This window comes from Paenibacillus sp. USDA918EY (assembly GCF_009870825.1).
Lineage (GTDB): Bacteria > Bacillota > Bacilli > Paenibacillales > Paenibacillaceae > Paenibacillus_AQ > Paenibacillus_AQ albilobatus.
The window spans coordinates 268,178-284,296 of sequence record NZ_WTWY01000006.1 but is presented as its reverse complement, the minus strand read 5'-3'; the positions used below and the strand labels follow the sequence as shown (position 1 = coordinate 284,296).

Annotated in this window: 17 protein-coding genes; 11 read left to right on the top strand and 6 right to left on the bottom strand. The window is 54.0% G+C overall.

Annotated elements, in window-relative coordinates; genetic code table 11:
* Window positions 1-141: 141 nt before the first annotated feature.
* Together GQY55_RS31425 and GQY55_RS31810 are read right to left on the bottom strand one after the other, a co-directional pair.
* Complete coding sequence (locus GQY55_RS31425) at window positions 142-378, bottom strand: hypothetical protein (protein ID WP_236575636.1); 237 nt, start codon at window positions 376-378, stop codon at window positions 142-144.
* A 130-nt stretch (window positions 379-508) separates the two neighbouring features.
* Entirely contained in the window at window positions 509-643 is a 135-nt protein-coding gene (locus GQY55_RS31810; RefSeq protein WP_268895018.1) for a hypothetical protein, read from the bottom strand.
* 503 nt (window positions 644-1,146) lie between these two features.
* Here GQY55_RS31810 and tkt point away from each other — a divergent pair.
* Both tkt and ppnP read left to right on the top strand, forming a co-directional pair.
* A complete protein-coding gene (gene tkt, locus GQY55_RS15305; protein WP_160042732.1) occupies window positions 1,147-3,165 on the top strand; it encodes a transketolase in 2,019 nt (672 codons plus the stop codon).
* Between the two features lie 56 nt (window positions 3,166-3,221).
* On the top strand, window positions 3,222-3,542 hold the full coding sequence (ppnP, locus tag GQY55_RS15300) for a pyrimidine/purine nucleoside phosphorylase (RefSeq protein ID WP_160042731.1): 321 nt from the start codon (window positions 3,222-3,224) through the stop codon (window positions 3,540-3,542).
* A 177-nt stretch (window positions 3,543-3,719) separates the two neighbouring features.
* Here the strand turns inward: ppnP and GQY55_RS15295 are convergent, their stop codons facing one another.
* On the bottom strand, window positions 3,720-4,619 hold the full coding sequence (locus GQY55_RS15295; protein ID WP_160042730.1) for an NAD(P)-dependent oxidoreductase: 900 nt from the start codon (window positions 4,617-4,619) through the stop codon (window positions 3,720-3,722).
* 240 nt (window positions 4,620-4,859) lie between these two features.
* On the opposite strand from GQY55_RS15295, the gene GQY55_RS15290 reads away from it, so the two are divergent.
* The 3 genes from GQY55_RS15290 (at window position 4,860) to GQY55_RS15280 (ending at window position 7,542) form a co-directional block, all read left to right on the top strand.
* A complete protein-coding gene (locus tag GQY55_RS15290) occupies window positions 4,860-6,215 on the top strand; it encodes a glucose-6-phosphate isomerase (RefSeq protein WP_160042729.1) in 1,356 nt (451 codons plus the stop codon).
* Window positions 6,216-6,319: 104 nt separating this feature from the next.
* Window positions 6,320-6,952: a YigZ family protein gene (locus tag GQY55_RS15285; RefSeq protein ID WP_160042728.1), complete on the top strand. Its 633-nt coding sequence runs from the start codon at window positions 6,320-6,322 to the stop codon at window positions 6,950-6,952.
* Window positions 6,953-6,957: 5 nt separating this feature from the next.
* On the top strand, window positions 6,958-7,542 hold the full coding sequence (locus tag GQY55_RS15280; protein ID WP_160042727.1) for a TetR/AcrR family transcriptional regulator: 585 nt from the start codon (window positions 6,958-6,960) through the stop codon (window positions 7,540-7,542).
* Between the two features lie 329 nt (window positions 7,543-7,871).
* Here GQY55_RS15280 and GQY55_RS15275 read toward each other — a convergent pair whose 3' ends face one another.
* Window positions 7,872-8,273: a secondary thiamine-phosphate synthase enzyme YjbQ gene (locus GQY55_RS15275; RefSeq protein ID WP_160042726.1), complete on the bottom strand. Its 402-nt coding sequence runs from the start codon at window positions 8,271-8,273 to the stop codon at window positions 7,872-7,874.
* Between the two features lie 299 nt (window positions 8,274-8,572).
* Here GQY55_RS15275 and cysT point away from each other — a divergent pair, with 299 nt between their 5' ends.
* The 5 genes from cysT to GQY55_RS15250 all read left to right on the top strand — a co-directional run bounded on the left by cysT (window position 8,573) and on the right by GQY55_RS15250 (window position 13,787).
* The gene (gene cysT / locus GQY55_RS15270) at window positions 8,573-9,388 is read left to right on the top strand and encodes a sulfate ABC transporter permease subunit CysT (RefSeq protein WP_160042725.1); all 816 of its coding nucleotides are present in this window, start codon (window positions 8,573-8,575) and stop codon (window positions 9,386-9,388) included.
* On the top strand, window positions 9,385-10,182 hold the full coding sequence (locus tag GQY55_RS15265) for a sulfate ABC transporter permease subunit (RefSeq protein ID WP_160042724.1): 798 nt from the start codon (window positions 9,385-9,387) through the stop codon (window positions 10,180-10,182). The genes cysT and GQY55_RS15265 overlap by 4 nt, the downstream gene beginning before the upstream one ends.
* Window position 10,183: 1 nt before the next feature.
* A complete protein-coding gene (locus GQY55_RS15260; RefSeq protein ID WP_160042723.1) occupies window positions 10,184-11,248 on the top strand; it encodes a sulfate/molybdate ABC transporter ATP-binding protein in 1,065 nt (354 codons plus the stop codon).
* 461 nt (window positions 11,249-11,709) lie between these two features.
* Window positions 11,710-12,777, top strand: a complete 1,068-nt coding sequence (locus GQY55_RS15255; protein ID WP_160042722.1) for a sulfate ABC transporter substrate-binding protein — start codon at window positions 11,710-11,712, stop codon at window positions 12,775-12,777.
* A gap of 239 nt (window positions 12,778-13,016) precedes the next feature.
* Complete coding sequence (locus GQY55_RS15250) at window positions 13,017-13,787, top strand: MBL fold metallo-hydrolase (protein WP_160042721.1); 771 nt, start codon at window positions 13,017-13,019, stop codon at window positions 13,785-13,787.
* Window positions 13,788-13,920: 133 nt separating this feature from the next.
* Here the strand turns inward: GQY55_RS15250 and GQY55_RS15245 are convergent, their stop codons facing one another.
* Together GQY55_RS15245 and GQY55_RS15240 are read right to left on the bottom strand one after the other, a co-directional pair.
* Window positions 13,921-14,718, bottom strand: coding sequence for a Cof-type HAD-IIB family hydrolase (locus tag GQY55_RS15245; RefSeq protein WP_160042720.1), 798 nt, complete (start codon window positions 14,716-14,718; stop codon window positions 13,921-13,923).
* A 39-nt stretch (window positions 14,719-14,757) separates the two neighbouring features.
* A complete protein-coding gene (locus GQY55_RS15240) occupies window positions 14,758-15,660 on the bottom strand; it encodes a DMT family transporter (protein WP_160042719.1) in 903 nt (300 codons plus the stop codon).
* 166 nt (window positions 15,661-15,826) lie between these two features.
* Here GQY55_RS15240 and GQY55_RS15235 point away from each other — a divergent pair, with 166 nt between their 5' ends.
* The gene (locus GQY55_RS15235; protein ID WP_160042718.1) at window positions 15,827-16,087 is read left to right on the top strand and encodes a YqkE family protein; all 261 of its coding nucleotides are present in this window, start codon (window positions 15,827-15,829) and stop codon (window positions 16,085-16,087) included.
* Window positions 16,088-16,119: the final 32 nt, after the last annotated feature.

Below are 16,119 nucleotides of genomic sequence, written 5' to 3'. Positions count from 1 at the left end.
TTTTATCCACATGTTAAGATAACAATAAACAAGGACGGTATGCCGACCGTCCTCAGTACAAACATCTTGAGCGGGATTTCCCTCCAGGATGATGTATAACCCGGAAATAGTAACCCACTTTGGCAACGACCTATGAGTGGGTTACTTTCGTTTATCGATGTAAGTCAGCAAAGCCAACAGGAATAACCCGAAGGTAAGCACTTCACCGAACGAAATGTTCATCGCATCACCTCCTTCCGGAGGGTGCGTCCACTCAAGGTGTGTATGTACAACCATATTATACCATAGGAACTGACGTTCGGTGGTGTTTTTTTCGTACCATTCATCATGTGCGCCGCGAACCGAACCTAAGAAGCGGCTTGAGGTATTTTTCTCCACATGCTAAGATAACAATAAATAAGGACGGTGTGCCAACCGTCCTTTGTACAAACATCTTGAGTGGGATTCCCCTCCAGGATTATGATCTGACGGAAGAAGTAACCCACTTTGGCGACAACCTATGAGTGGGTTACTTTCGTTTATCGATGTAAGTCAGCAGCGCCAACAGGAAAATCCCGAAGGTAAGCACTTCACCGAACGAAATGTTCATCGCATCGCCTCCTTTCGGAGGGTGCGTCCACTCAAGGCGTGTATGTACATCCATATTATACCATAAGGGCCTCGTCCGAGAGTCCTTTTTCTTTTGCAAAATGGGCGATCTCGCCGGCAGGCCGAAGACCGTCCCCATGATTCGTGCCGGACGCATCCCGGAAGACGAATCACTCCAGCTTATCCCCTTAAACTTCTAGCGGAGACCCCTTCGGGCAAAAAAATTTATGACAAATGTTGTGCATTAAGATAAGGCGCGCCAAGCTGAATGTGACCGCTTTAATGCGCGGTATATTACGATTTTGCAATCTTCGGCCCGCTGTCAATTGTTGCCGCATAATGAAGTTCGCTGCAGGGAATGGTGATAAAGGATATGGAAAAGAAGACTGCCAAGTGTTACAATAAGTCAAAATGAAACATTCAAGCGGAGCTTCTTATAAATCCGTAAGCGGGAGAAGGCTTTTGCGCTTTCTTTTGTCGTGTTATCGCAGCGTTTGCCCGGGTACGCGATTTGGCGCCGCTGGCTTTATTCATCGAAAACCCTTAAGGAGGATACACATGACTGAAAAAAATCAGACAATCGATAACCTGTCGATTACGACCATCCGTACGCTCGCCATCGATGCCATCGAGAAGGCAAATTCCGGACATCCCGGCATGCCGATGGGCTCTGCGCCAATGGGATACCAATTGTTCGCCAAAACGATGAACCACAATCCGGAAAATCCGACTTGGATTAACCGCGACCGTTTCGTTTTGTCCGCAGGACATGGATCCATGCTGCTGTACAGCTTGCTGCACCTGAGCGGATATGATCTTCCAATGGAAGAGTTGAAACGGTTCCGTCAATGGGGAAGCTTGACTCCGGGCCACCCTGAATTCGGACATACGGCCGGCGTTGACGCTACAACCGGTCCTCTTGGTCAAGGCATTGCGATGGCGGTAGGTATGGCGCTTGGCGAAACGCAGCTGGCCGCTACCTACAACAAAGACCAATACAAAGTGGTTGACCATTACACCTACGCCATTTGCGGCGACGGCGACCTGATGGAAGGCGTAGCTTCCGAAGCGGCTTCCCTTGCCGGCCACCTGAAGCTTGGCAAATTGGTCGTGCTTTACGATTCCAACGACATTTCCCTCGACGGCAAACTGAACCTGTCCTTCTCCGAAAATGTGGCAAAACGTTTCGAAGCATACGGCTGGCAAGTGCTGCGCGTTGAAGACGGCAACGACTTGGCTGCAATCGAGAAGGCGATCTCCGAGGCGCAAGCCGAAACGGAAAAACCGACCCTGATCGAAGTGAAAACGGTCATCGGTTACGGAAGCCCGAACAAGCAGGGCAAAGGCGGCCATGGCGGTACGCACGGTTCTCCGCTTGGCGCTGAAGAAGCAAAATTGACCAAAGAATTCTACAAATGGGTATACGAAGAAGACTTCTATGTACCTGAAGAAGTGCGCGAGCATTTTGCAAAAGTAAAAGAACATGGCATCAAAGTGAACAAGGAATGGGACGAGCAGTTTGCGGCTTACAAAAAAGCTTATCCTGAACTGGCGGCCCAATTCGAAAAAGCCGTTGCCGGCGACCTGCCGGAAGGTTGGGATAAAGACCTGCCGAAATACGCTGTAGGCGACAAAGCCGTTTCCACGCGCGTGGCATCCGGCAATGCTTTGAACGGACTCGTAGGCAACGTGCCTCAGCTGCTTGGCGGATCTGCCGACCTGGAAAGCTCCACAATGACCCACTTGAACGGTCAGGCGAACTATACGCCGGAAAGCCGCGAAGGCCGCAACATTTACTTCGGGGTACGCGAATTCGGCATGGCTGCTGCGATTAACGGCATGGCGCTGCACGGCGGACTGAAGCCATTCGGCGGTACGTTCTTCGTATTTACCGATTATCTGCGTCCTGCGGTACGTTTGTCCGCCATCATGAAACTGCCTGTGACTTACGTGCTGACGCATGACAGCATCGCGGTCGGTGAAGACGGACCTACGCACGAGCCGATCGAACAGCTCGCTTCCCTGCGCATTATCCCTGGATTGACGGTCATCCGTCCGGCCGACGGCAACGAAACGTCCGCGGCATGGGCTTATGCGGTCGAAAACAAGGAAAATCCGGTAGCGCTGGTGCTGACTCGCCAAAACCTGCCGATCCTTGAAGGAACCGCCGAAAAAGCAAGAGAAGGCATCAAGCGCGGCGCTTACGTCGTATCCGATGCGAAAAACGGCAAGCCGGTTGCTCAAATCATCGCAACAGGCTCCGAGGTTCAACTGGCCGTTAAAGCCCAGGAAGAACTCGCCAAAGAAGGCATTGAAGCACGCGTTATCAGCATGCCAAGCTGGGATCTGTTCGAAAAACAAGACCAGGCTTACAAAGATTCCGTCATCCTGCCTGACGTCAAGGCGCGTCTTGCGGTCGAAATGGCGCAAACCTTCGGCTGGGAACGTTACGTCGGAGACAAAGGCGATATCCTTGGCATCACGACCTTCGGTGCATCCGCTCCTGGGGATGTCGTCATGAAAGAATACGGATTTACGGTGGAAAACGTCGTTAAACGCGTCAAAGCGCTGCTTTAATACGTTTCGCTATCGGCACAAATCTAAGTTTCATGGGATAAGGAGCAGTGGTATTCATGTCGGAATTCAACAACGCGACGGTTGTCAAAGCCGCGAATATTTATTACGACGGTCAGGTCACGAGCCGGACCGTCGTCTTGGAAGACGGAAGCAAGGTTACGCTTGGCATTATGCTTCCGGGCACGTATGAATTCGGTACGGATGGTCCTGAGATCATGGAAATCCTTTCCGGCAAGCTTAAAGTGCTTTTGCCGGGTCAAGAAGCTTGGCAGGACATTGACGGTCCTTTGACGTTCCATGTGCCGGCCCGTTCGAAATTCGCCCTGGAAGTGTTCAGCGTAACGGACTACTGCTGCTCCTATCCGGAGGAAGCTTGATGGCGCTCCCCTTTTAAAGGTTGAGCGACCGAATCCGAAAAACGAATAAAAATAAAAGGGTAAGACTGCGTCATGATGCAGCCTTACCCTTTTAGTCATCTTTTCATGAGCCTGTTGCAGGCTCAAAGCCGCGGGTGCCGAAACTCCGATGCATACCGGCGGAGGAACGGGTCAAACTTAATCCAGCGGCTTGCCGCCGATCGTTTGTCCGATCCAGGCTTCGTAGCATTTGACGACGGCCGACAGGTCCTCGTCGCCGTACCCCTGCGTTTGGCCGGCTTGGAACAGGCTTTTGGCCATGTTCAGCATCGGGGAGGGGATGCCCGAAGCGTCGGTCAAGGAGGAAGCGAGCTTCAAGTCCTTCAGCATAAGCGCCAGCGAAAACTGGTTGCTGAAATCGGCTTCGATGATTTTGCGGCCTTTCAAATCCGCCGCTTTGCTTCCCGCCGAACCGAGCTGAACCAGCTCGAGGAAGCTGTCCGCCGGGATGCCGGATTTGGCGGCAATGGCGAAACCTTCGGCGAGCGCGAGGTTGTTGATGCCGACCATCGTGTTATGCGCCAGCTTGGCGACGGAGCCGCTGCCGTTTGGACCCATATGGATAATCTTTTTGCCAAGGGTATTCAAAATGTCGGAGACGTTTTCCAAGACGGAAGCTTCGCCTCCGACCATAAATACGAGCGTGCCTTCGATCGCCGCAGGCTTGCTGCCGGTTACCGGCGCGTCGAGGAAATGGGCGCCCAGCTCCGAAACGGAAGCGGCGACTTCCTTGACGAGTCCGGGGGAGATGGTGCTCGAATCGATCACGGTCATGCCTGCCTGAAGCGAGCCTAAAACGCCGTCTTCGCCGTAAAACACTTCGCGAATCGAATCGTCGTTGCTGACCATCGTGATGACGACGTCGCGGCCTGCGGCGGCTTCACGCGGTGTTGCGGCCGATGAGGCGCCTTCCGCGATCAGCGGTTCGCATTTCGAGGCCGTGCGGTTATAGACGGTCACCTGGTAACCTTTTTTCAGCAGATTGGATGCCATCGGCGCTCCCATGGTACCCAGTCCGATAAAACCTATTTTTTGCATCGTATTCACCTTTTCTTTCGTGGAGGGACGCTGCGCGCCGGCACCGAAAGGCCCGGTACGCATCCCGAAAAATTTTAAAAAGCTTTTACTATTTTACCACGAAGCCCAAGCAGGCACATCAAGGAGCCGTTTTTTCAAGAGCTTTCTTTCGTGCTTGCGAGCGGCAGGAAATTCAAGTATCCTATTCTAAAGCTATTTTTTAGAGCGCGGAGTAGAGATGAAACCAGGAGGTACAGACAAATGTCAAACCCGTTGAAATTCGATTACAGCAAAGCCCTTGCATTCGTCAACCAGCATGAAGTGGATTATTTCGCGGAGCCGATCCGACTGGCTCACGAGCAGCTGCACAACAAAAGCGGCGCAGGCTCCGATTATCTCGGATGGATCGATCTGCCGACCGCTTACGATAAAGAGGAATTTGCCCGCATCCAAAAAGCGGCCGCTAAAATCCAAAGCGATTCCGACGTTCTGATCGTCATCGGCATCGGCGGTTCCTACCTTGGCGCACGCGCGGCGATCGAAGCATTGTCGCATTCCTTCTACAACTATTTGCCGAAGGATAAGCGCAAAACGCCTGAAATCTATTTTGCCGGCAACAACATCAGCTCGACGTACGTGACCCATCTGCTCGACCTGATCGAAGGCAAAGATTTCTCCGTGAACGTGATTTCCAAATCCGGTACCACGACGGAACCGGCCATCGCATTCCGCATTTTCCGCGCCGCACTGGAGAAAAAATACGGCAAAGAAGAAGCGAAGAAACGCATTTACGCAACAACCGACCAAGCCAAAGGCGCGCTTAAAAAGCTTGCGACCGAAGAAGGGTACGAGTCCTTTGTCATTCCGGACGACGTAGGCGGACGTTATTCCGTGCTGACGGCGGTAGGCCTTCTTCCAATCGCAACGGCCGGCATCAACATCGAAGAAATGATGAAAGGCGCTGCCGACGCGGCCAAAGAATACAGCAACCCGAACGTTGCCGAAAACGAAGCTTACCAATACGCCGCCGTTCGTAACGCTCTGTACCGCAAAGGCAAAGCGATCGAAATTCTCGTAAACTATGAGCCTTCCCTGCACTATGTATCGGAATGGTGGAAACAGCTTTACGGCGAATCCGAAGGCAAGGATTACAAAGGCATTTACCCTGCTTCCGTCGATTTCTCCACCGATCTGCACTCCATGGGCCAATTCATTCAGGAAGGCAGCCGGAACATTTTCGAAACCGTCATTCAGGTGGACAAGGTGACTGAGGAAATTACGATCGAAAGCGATCCGGACGATCTGGACGGCTTGAACTTCCTCGCCGGCAAAACGATGGATTTCGTGAACAAAAAGGCGTTCCAGGGCACGATGCTGGCACACACCGACGGACAAGTTCCGAACTTGATCGTAACCGTGCCGGATCTGACTCCTTATTCTTTCGGATACCTGGTTTATTTCTTTGAAAAAGCTTGCGGCATCAGCGGATATCTCTCCGGCGTGAACCCATTCGACCAGCCGGGCGTTGAAGCTTACAAGAAAAATATGTTCGCATTGCTGGGCAAACCAGGCTATGAAAAGGAAAAGGCCGATCTGGAAGCCAGACTTTCTGAATAACAAAACCTCTTAAGAATGAACACAAGGCAGAAGGAAGCAGTTCACCGGTTGAAAAAAAGCGGGGGACTGCTTTCTTGCCAATCTGGGAAAGGGTACCAAAGGAAATGATTGAACGTTACCGTACCGTTCGCAAGAGCGGGGAAAAAGAAATCGTTATCAAAAAATCGCGTTTCATCGGACATATCATGCCGGTTGAAAACGAAGAAGATGCAAACGCTTTTATCGAGGACATCCGGAAAAAACATTGGAACGCCACCCATAACTGTTTCGCCTACATGATCGGGGAACGGGATGAAATCCAAAAGCAGTCCGATGACGGGGAACCCAGCGGAACCGCGGGCAAGCCGATCCTCGAGGTCATCAAAAACCAGGGGCTGAAAAACGTGGCGATCGTCGTTACCCGTTATTTCGGCGGCATTTTGCTCGGGGCCGGAGGGCTGATCCGCGCGTACACGGACGGGGCCGTCGCGGCGATTGAGGCGGGGGAAGCGATTACTCGTGTACTTCATCGGCAAATTTTTGTAGAATTAGATTACACGTGGCTCGGCAAGGTCGAAAATGAGCTTCGGGGTCGAGAGGTACGTATGGGGGAGACACGTTTTACGGACAAAGTAACGCTGGAATGCCTGCCGCTCGATGCGGAGAAGGACGCGTTCGTGTCGTGGATGGTGGATCTGACGCAGGGGCAATCCCTGATTACGGAGGGTGAGCAGCTTTATTTTATTGAAGGGGAATAAGGTCTATGGCAAGAAGAGCAGTGGAACAGGAGTTGTCCAGGGAGAGGATTCTGGAGGCCGCCAGGCATTTGTTCGTCACAAAGGGCTACAGGGCCATCTCCATGCGCAGTATAGGTCAGCATTTAGGTTACAGTCATGGTTCCTTGTATTATCATTTTAAGGAAAAGGCGGAGCTGTTTTACGCGATCGTCGTGGAGGATTTCAACAATCTTGCGGTCCAGCTGAAAAAGGTCATCAAGGCTTCCCCGGTGCAGGACTTGACCAAAGTGGAGCAGCTCATGCTCGAGTTTATCCGCTTTGGCCTGGACCATCCGTACCAGTACGAGATTATGTTCATGATCCGGGACGAAGAGCTGTTGTCCTACTGCCGTACGGAGCAGGGCCGCTGCCTGGAGCTGTTTGCCTCCATCGTTCGCCGCTATATGAGCGAGGAAAAGCACGGCCAGGAATTCTGCCGGAATCTTCCGCTGACACTGTTTTTGTCCATGCACGGGTTCATCTCGTATTACATTCAGGACCGGGTCACTTTTGAGGAAGTGAAACCCGCGGCGCTGGCGCACGTGAAAATATGCTGCGAATGCTTGCGGTAAAAGCATCGTCGTTCGATGCCGCATGTCCGTTTCGCAAGCGGGTGGTTCGTTTTTTTGCGAACCTGCCCCGAATATATTTTGGCAAACGCCTGCCGTCTTTCTGAACGGGTACCATCAAAACAAACCACAAAGAACGGTATCCGCAGATTGGAAAATTCGTGAATCGGCGTCTCTTGACGGATGATTGCTTTATAGCGCTGAATTGGTATTGCGTCAAAGCAGATACATGCAGATGAGATGGTGAAGGGGATAGGCGAACAAAAGCCTGAACCCCAACGCCTGTTTTGTTTTGCTTTGGCCGGGCTTGTCTCATGTACGCCCTGCTTCAACTACCCCTGCATGATTTTAACGTGGCACTGCCTGCGGCGGGGACCGTCGAATTCGCAAAAATAGATCCCCTGCCAGCGGCCGAGCAAGAGATCGCCTCCGGCAATGATGACCGTTTGGGACGGTCCGCAGGTGATCGACTTCAAATGGGAAGCCGTGTTCCCTTCCATGTGGCGGTATTTGGGATGCTCCCATGGATACACTTCGTCCAGGCGCATCAAAACGTCCCGTTTGACGTCCGGGTCCGCGTTTTCGTTGATGGCGATTCCGGCGGTCGTATGCGGACAATAAACCAGCACCGTTCCTTCCTTCACTCCGCTTTTTTGGACCAGCGAGCGGATGTCCCGCGTAATATCCCTCATTTCGTCGCGGCCGGCCGTAGCCAGCTCGATCGTGTGCAGCATAGGTATTCCCCTTTCTTGTTTATCTTGTCCTTCAAGCCGCGATTTTGCGGCAACTTAACCACTTCGCCGCAGCCGTTTTCGATTCCTTTCGCATTGTACATTATTTTCTAAATTCCATACAAACTTACATATTGACGATGACAAACAGTTTTTGGTAAAGTATCTCTTAAGTAAAAGCCGAGTATACAAATAGGAATTCAATTAATTTTACCGCAAAACCATATTTATGACATATGTACAATACGCGCAATAGGCGCATTGCGTCACGCGGATTCAATCAGACGGGGAGGAAAAGCCGTATGAACACATTGCTGCGACATAAGGGCTGGACCTGGGGGTTCCGCAGCACCCTGCTTTTATATTTTTTGCTGCTGGTGATCCTTCCTTTGCTTGGCGTCTATTACCATTCCCTTTCGGAAGGCTGGCGCCAGTTTGCGGAGAGCGTTACCGATCCCATCGCCTGGAAGGCGGTTTGGCTGACGGTCAGGCTGGCTTTGGTCGCGGCCGTCATCAATATGCTGATCGGCACGATGATCGGATGGGTGCTGGTGCGCTGCCGTTTTCCGGGAAGAACGCTGCTGAACAGCCTGGTGGATCTGCCTTTTGCGCTTCCGACCGCCGTGGGCGGGCTGATGATCCTGCTGCTGCTTGGACCCGCAAGCTGGGTCGGCAAAGCCGCCGGGGCGCTAGGCTTCGATATCGTGTTTCACCCGCCGGCCATTATTATCGCGATGGTGTTCGTGACGTTTCCGTTCGTGATCCGCGCGGTGCAGCCGCTGCTGGAAGAGATCGATCCGTCGGAGGAAGAAGCGGCAAGGACGCTTGGCGCGTCGGGATTCAGGGTGTTTTTTCGGGTGGTTCTGCCTTCGATGCTGCCCGGCATCATAAGCGGCGGGATGCTCGCTTTTTCCAGAGCGCTGGCGGAGTTCGGCGCGGTGGTGCTCGTGGCGGGGAACATCCCCGGAAGGACGCTGGTCGCTTCCGTTTATATTTACGGGGAAGTCGAAAGCGACCATACGGCTGGCGCGGCCGCGGTGTCGGTGCTGCTGCTGACGTTGTCGTTCATCATTTTATGGGTTGTGAACTGGGTACAGACACGGGGGAAAAATCAATGAATAAACTGTGGATCGTACTGACCTATGCCGTATTTACCGTACTACTGATCATCCCGCTGGCCAAAATGACGACGGCCGCCTTTAGCGGCGGGCTTGGCACGCTTGGGGACGCGCTTTCGCGGCCCGAGGCTTTGCATGCTTTTATGATGACGGCGCTTGTGGTTGTCACGGTGACGATACTGAACACGCTGCTTGGGATGATGACGGCCGTTTACTTGGTGCGCGGCAACTGGATGAGCCGGTGGCTGAGAAGGCTGCTGAACAGCATTGTCGATTTGCCTTACGCGGTGTCTCCCGTCATCGGTGGCCTGATGATCGTCCTGCTGCTTGGTCCGGGCAGCGCGGCGGGGACCTTTTTCGACCATATCGGCTTCAAGATCGTTTATGCGTTTCCAGGCATGGTCATCGCGACGCTCTTCGTGACGTTTCCGCTCATGGTGCGCGAGGTGATGCCCGTTCTACAGGAAATCGGCACGCTGCAGGAGGAGGCGGCTTCCACGCTTGGCGCCTACAGCTGGACGACGTTCTGGAAGGTGACATGGCCGTCGATCCGCTGGGCGGTCATTTACGGCGTGGTGCTGACCATCGCCCGGGCGCTCGGGGAGTTCGGCGCGGTGCTGGTCGTTTCCGGCAATATCATCAACCGGACGCAAACCGCGACGACCCTCATTTATCAGGATGTCGAAAATTTCAACGTAACTTCGGCCAACGGGGCGGCGCTGGTGCTGGCGGCATTTTCGATCGGGCTTATGCTTATGATGGAATGGGCGAAAAAAAGAAGGGGAGTGCACTGACATGCATATTGAGGTTCGCGGATTAAACAAGCATTTTGGCAGTTTCCACGCCGTCAAGGACGTGAGCTTTGACATCGCGAAAGGCCATCTGATCGGGCTGCTCGGCCCAAGCGGCGGCGGCAAAACGTCGGTGCTTAGAATGCTGGCCGGCCTGGAGCAGCCGGATGCCGGAGAGATTCTGTTCCACGGCGATCCGGTCACCAATCTGCTGCCGCAGGAGCGCGGGATCGGCTTCGTTTTTCAAAACTATGCGCTGTTCAAGCATATGACGGTGTACGACAATATCGCATTCGGGCTGAAGGTGAAAAAGGTCGCCAAGCCGGTTTTGAAGGAACGCGTCATGGAACTGGTGGAGCTGACCGGCCTGTCCGGCTTCGAAAAGCGCTATCCCCATCAGCTGTCCGGCGGGCAGCGGCAGCGCGTCGCGTTTGCGCGGGCTTTGGCTCCCGAGCCGCAGCTGCTGCTGCTGGATGAGCCTTTTGCCGCGATCGACGCCAAAATCAGGCAGGAGCTGCGCTCTTGGCTGCGCGAGCTGATCGAACGCGTGGGCATCACCTCGATTTTCGTAACCCATGACCAGGATGAGGCGATCGAGGTCGCCGATGAAATCATGATCATGAACCAGGGGCGCCTGGAGCAGAAAGGAACGCCTTGGGACATATACAAAGAGCCGAAAACGCCTTTCGTCGCGTCGTTTATCGGGGAATCCACGATCATCGACGACGCGTCGGAGCTTCGGGGCTTTGAGGAAGCGGGATCCGGCGCTGGAACGCGCGCGCTCATTCGGCCCGAATACATCGAAGTTGGGGATGCCCATGAATTCACGATGCCTTCCGCCACGGAGGAAGGGGTCGTGCACCGCCTTCATTTCCGCGGCAGCGAATGGATGGTGGAGGTGGAAGTCGGCGGCCATAAGCTGATGACCTACCGCTCGCTGGAGAAGCCGTCGCTGACGCCGGGACAGCATGTAAGGGTGCTGGTGCACCGCGTGTATTTGTTTAACGAGGAGCGGAGCTGGATGGAGGAGAACCGGCTGAAGGTGGATCCGATGCCGGTGATGATTTAAAAATTGATCGCTGCCTGGCTCCGTGTTGAATTTGTTCCGGACATTGTGCAATGTGGTCGCTACGGTTACGGATCGTCTGCTCGCCTTTAAAACGACTGTAGTGTTCAGGCAAAATTAGTTTTAGGTATGGCGCAACGTGGCCGCTACGGTTACGGATCGTTCTTCCGATCGCTGTTGTCTCCAAATTTCTCTTACTCTGTTGTTCAAAAAAGGTAGAAATTCGGAGCCAAAGGCGAACGCTTCGCTTCTTCAGATCGATTCCGTCCCCTCCGCTACTTTTGCTTATTGTCAAACACTAGCTTGAGCCAATTCAAGCAGCCTAACTTACGAAGCGTGCTTTTTGCAATAGAGTTCCCAATGACCACCGCAGCTTCAAAAGGGTTGATCTTCCTTTACGCTGCCCCCGCTTTTTATTGCAGTCGATGTGAGTTCATTTTTTTAAAAATCAGGAGGAAGCGCATATGAAACCATCCTTAAGCCGGTTGAAAAAGAATATGTGGGGTATGCTCGGCTTCCTTCTGCTGATATCGCTCATGCTGTCCGGATGCAGCCGGGAAACGGCCACGGAAGCCAGCGCAGCTCCCGCAAACGGGAAGGAGATCACGCTGGTCATCGGCGCTTACAGCATCGCCAAGGACGCCATGGCAGACATTTTGCCCAAGTTCCAGCAGGAGTGGAAAGCGAAGACCGGGCAAACGGTCAAATTCCAGGAATCCTATGAAGCCTCGGGAACCCAGGCCCGCGCGATCATCGGCGGCTTCGAGGCGGACGTCACGCTGCTTGCGATGGAAGGGGACGTCGATAAGCTGGTCAAAGCGGGGCTCGTCGACAAAACGTGGCGGGACGCCCCGGACGGCGGCATGATCACGCGCTCCGTCGTTGCGCTCGGCACGCGTGAAGGGAATCCGCTTGGCATTCATGATTTTACGGATTTGACCAAACCGGGCGTCAAGGTGCTGTACCCGAACCCGCAAACTTCCGGCGGAGCCCAGTGGGATATCAACGCCATTTACGGAGCCGGATTGAAGCTTTCGGAGGAGCAGGGGAAAAAGGATCCGGCATACGCCAAAGCCTTTTTGCAGAAGGTTCATCAAAACATCGAATCGCTGGACAAAAGCGGCAGGGCCTCCATGGCCGCCTTCGAATACGGCGTCGGCGACGTGGTGGTAACCTATGAAAACGAGCTGCTCGCCCGGATCAAGCAAGGCCAAAAATACGACGTGATCATCCCCAAGTACACCATCAAAATCGAAAATCCGGCAGCTGTCGTGGATAAGTACGCCGATCAGCACGGGACGCGAAAGGTCGCGGAGGCTTTTGTGGAGTATCTTCGAAGCAAGGAAGCGCAGACGATGTTTGCCGATTACGGCTTCCGGCCGGTGGACGAAGAGGTGCTGAAGGCAAACGAAAAACGTTACCCGATCCCTTCAGGATTGTTTGACATCACCTACCTGGGCGGCTGGGATGAGGTACGGGCCACGCTTTATTCGAAAAAAGGGATTTGGTATCAAGTGCTTGCCGGCATTTAATCTTGGCTTGGATAAAGCTTGGGTTATCGCGGGTAAAGATGGCGGTCCATATGACGCGGCTGCCGGATAACAAGCGGGATTGCCATGCAGGCAGATCCCGTTTTTTTGTGTGTGGATCAGCCATATCGCCGGGTTCCGGCGGGCATCCCTCCGTTCAGCGTGGTACAATATAAGCATTCCATGAGGTTTACATGGTCCGGAACATTTCAGGCGCCCGCGGGCGTGGAGGAGGAAACGACATGGATACGCTTGTATTTTTGGGAACCGGCGATGCGATGGGGGTGCCGAGGGTTTATTGCGACTGCGACGTATGCATGGAAGCAAGAACGACCGGCACCAACCGCCGCCTGCGCTCGCTCGTCATGATCGAAGGGCCGGAAGGCGGCTTTTTGATCGATTGCGGCCCGGATTGGCGGGCCCAGATGGAGAGCCAGGGACTTCGTTTCGCCGAGAAAATATTGGTGACGCATGCCCATTTCGACCATATCGGGGGGCTTCCCGAATGGGCGGATGCCTGCCGCTGGCTGGGCCGGAAAGGGGAGCTGTACGCCCCGCAGGAAGTGATCGACACGATCCTGAAGCAGTTCCCATGGCTGGCGAGACATATGAACGTCACGGCGGTGGATCATGGCATCGAACTGGGCGGCTGGAAGATTAAAGGCTGGAAGGTGTGCCATGGCTACAACGGGTTTAGTTACGCGTACCGGCTCGAAAAAAACGGCTTCCGCTGGGTGTATTGCTCCGATTCCATCGGGTTGAACGAAAAGGAAAAAAAGCCGCTGCATGATTTGGACTTGCTTGTGCTGGGGACAAGCTTTGTGCATGAAACGGCCCCGTATGAGTCGCGCTCCGTTTACGACATGCGGGAAGCGGCGGAGCTTCTGGCCGAGGTCCGGCCGAAACGGGCGGTCTACACCCATATGTCCCACGACGTCGATCTGAATGGGGATATTCCGCTGCCGTCGAATGTCGAGCTTGCACGTACCGGAATGAAGATGGAATTGGCCTAATAAAGCGCTGATTTAACGGAAAAAAGACAGCCGAAGAGGTTCGGAAGCGAACCTGCTTTGCGGCTGTCTTTTTTAATCCGTGCAAGGAAAATGACGCGGCGCTCAGGCGGAGGAGATCCTAAGGGCTTCGCCCTTAAGCATTCAAAACAAACTTCTCAATCGCGGCTTTGACGCCGTCCTCGTTGTTGCTGAGCGTCACGTCATCGGCAATATCCTTCAGCGCTTGGATCGCGTTGCCCATGGCGACGCCAAGGCCCGCCGCTTCCAGCATCTCATGGTCGTTCCAGGAGTCGCCGATGGCCATCGTTTCGTTCAAATCGACGCCAAAATGGTTGGCGAGGAAGGTCAGTGCATGCCCTTTTGTGCCTTCGTGATGCATAATTTCAAGGAAATGAGGTTTGGACTTGGTGATATGCACCTCGCTGCCCAGCAGCTCGCGGAAAACGGGGATCAGCTTGTCCAAATAATCGGGATCGTCAATGATCAGCATTTTCGGCGTCGGCTGTTCGATCAGCTTTTCAAAATCCGGTTCGATATAATACGGCGTCCGGTTCAGGCTGCAGTAGTCGATCAGCTTCTGGTTTTCCTCGCGCGCGTACAGCTTGTCGTCGATGTATACCTGCAGGTGAAGATCATGCTGAATGCAGTATTCAAACAGCTTATGCGCCGCGTCTTTCGGGACGTAACGCTCGTAAAGCACCTTTTCGTCCATCAGGTTTTTGACGAGCGAACCTTGGTACGTAATGATCGGCACGTTCAGGCCCGTTTGGCGGGCGATGGCTTGGGCGGACGCGTAAGCGCGGCCGGTGGCCAGCGTCACGACGGCGCCTTTGGCGATTGCGGCCTCCAAAGCCTTTTGCGTGGCCGGTGTCACTTCCTTGTCATCGTTGATAAGCGTGTCGTCGATGTCGATGGCGATCAGTTTGTACATGATGGCTTCTCTCCCTTTTTCTATGGAATGTGGCTTCCTTTATTGTACCGCAGGGGGCGCGGATTTCAATTCGGCCAGAATCATGCCCGCGAAAATGAACAGGCAGCCGGCCCCGGCGGCGATGCCGAGCGTTTCTCCTCCGAACCATAAGCCGGTAAGGGCGGCAAAAACCGGTTCCATCGCAAAAATGACGGCCACCCGGGACGGGCTCGTATATTTTTGGCAGACGGTTTGAATCCAGAACGCAAACGCGCTGGTAGGGCCGATCGAAACGGCCAGCGCCCATAACACCTCCGGCTGCAGCAGCCGCTGTACCGTTTGCGAGGCAGGGCCCATATCCTCAAATAGCAGCGATCCGATCAGGCTGAGCAGGCCGACGACGGCCATTTGCAGCGCTGCCAGAGGCAGTGCGGGATACCGGGGCGCAAAAATGCCGGTGTAAGCGATATGAAGGGCGAACCCGATCGCGCACAGGAAGATGAGAGCATCCCCTCTGTTCATTTCGAACGCGGAACCGGCAAAGGTCAGCAGGTATAGTCCGCAGGCCGCCAGAAGCGCGCTGAGCCACGTATAACGCGAGATTGGATGCTTGAGCAGGATCAGGGCCAGAAACGGCACCAAAACGACCGATAACCCCGTGATGAAGCCGGCATTGGAGGTGGTGGTGTACAGCAGGCCGACCGTTTGAAAAGCATAACCCATAAACAAAAAAAGCCCGAGCAGGCAGGCATGCAGCAGCATGCGAAAACTGACGGCACGCCACTGGCCGCGGTAAAACGCGGTGATGATCAAAGCAAGCAAAACCGCCGCCCCGACGAAGCGGATGCCGTTAAAAGCAAGCGGAGGCAGCACCCTCACGGCATGCTGAACGATCAGGAAGGTGCATCCCCACATCGCGGCGACGATGAGCAGGCTGAGATCGGCAAAACGAGAGCGGTTCAATGAAGTCATTCCTTTCATGCATAAAACCCGGGCGTTTTAGATCAGACCCAAGGCAAGTGACCAAATTGTATCGCAAATCGGACGGACGGACAAGGAAATTCGCGGCGCGGCAACCTGACCTAAGGCGGGAAACCTGCTATAATGTGGGTGAAACGGAGTTGATGACATGGCCAAAAAAAGAAAACAAGACGCGGCCGTGAAGCCGCAGACGGCGGATAAGCCGGCGACGCTGAAGGATCTTTTGAGCAGCGATGTGCTGAATAAGCTGAAGCAGCAGTCGGAGGAATTAAAAGCCGAGCAGCAGAAGCAAAAAGAGGCCGAGCTGAAAAAAGCGGAGGAAGCACGTAAAGCCGAGCAAAAACGCCGCGACAACGATTTTGAATATTTGCTTGAAAACAGCAATATGGACTGGAAGAAATATAAATGACCGACGGAAAAGCTGCCCTCCCGGGCAGCTTT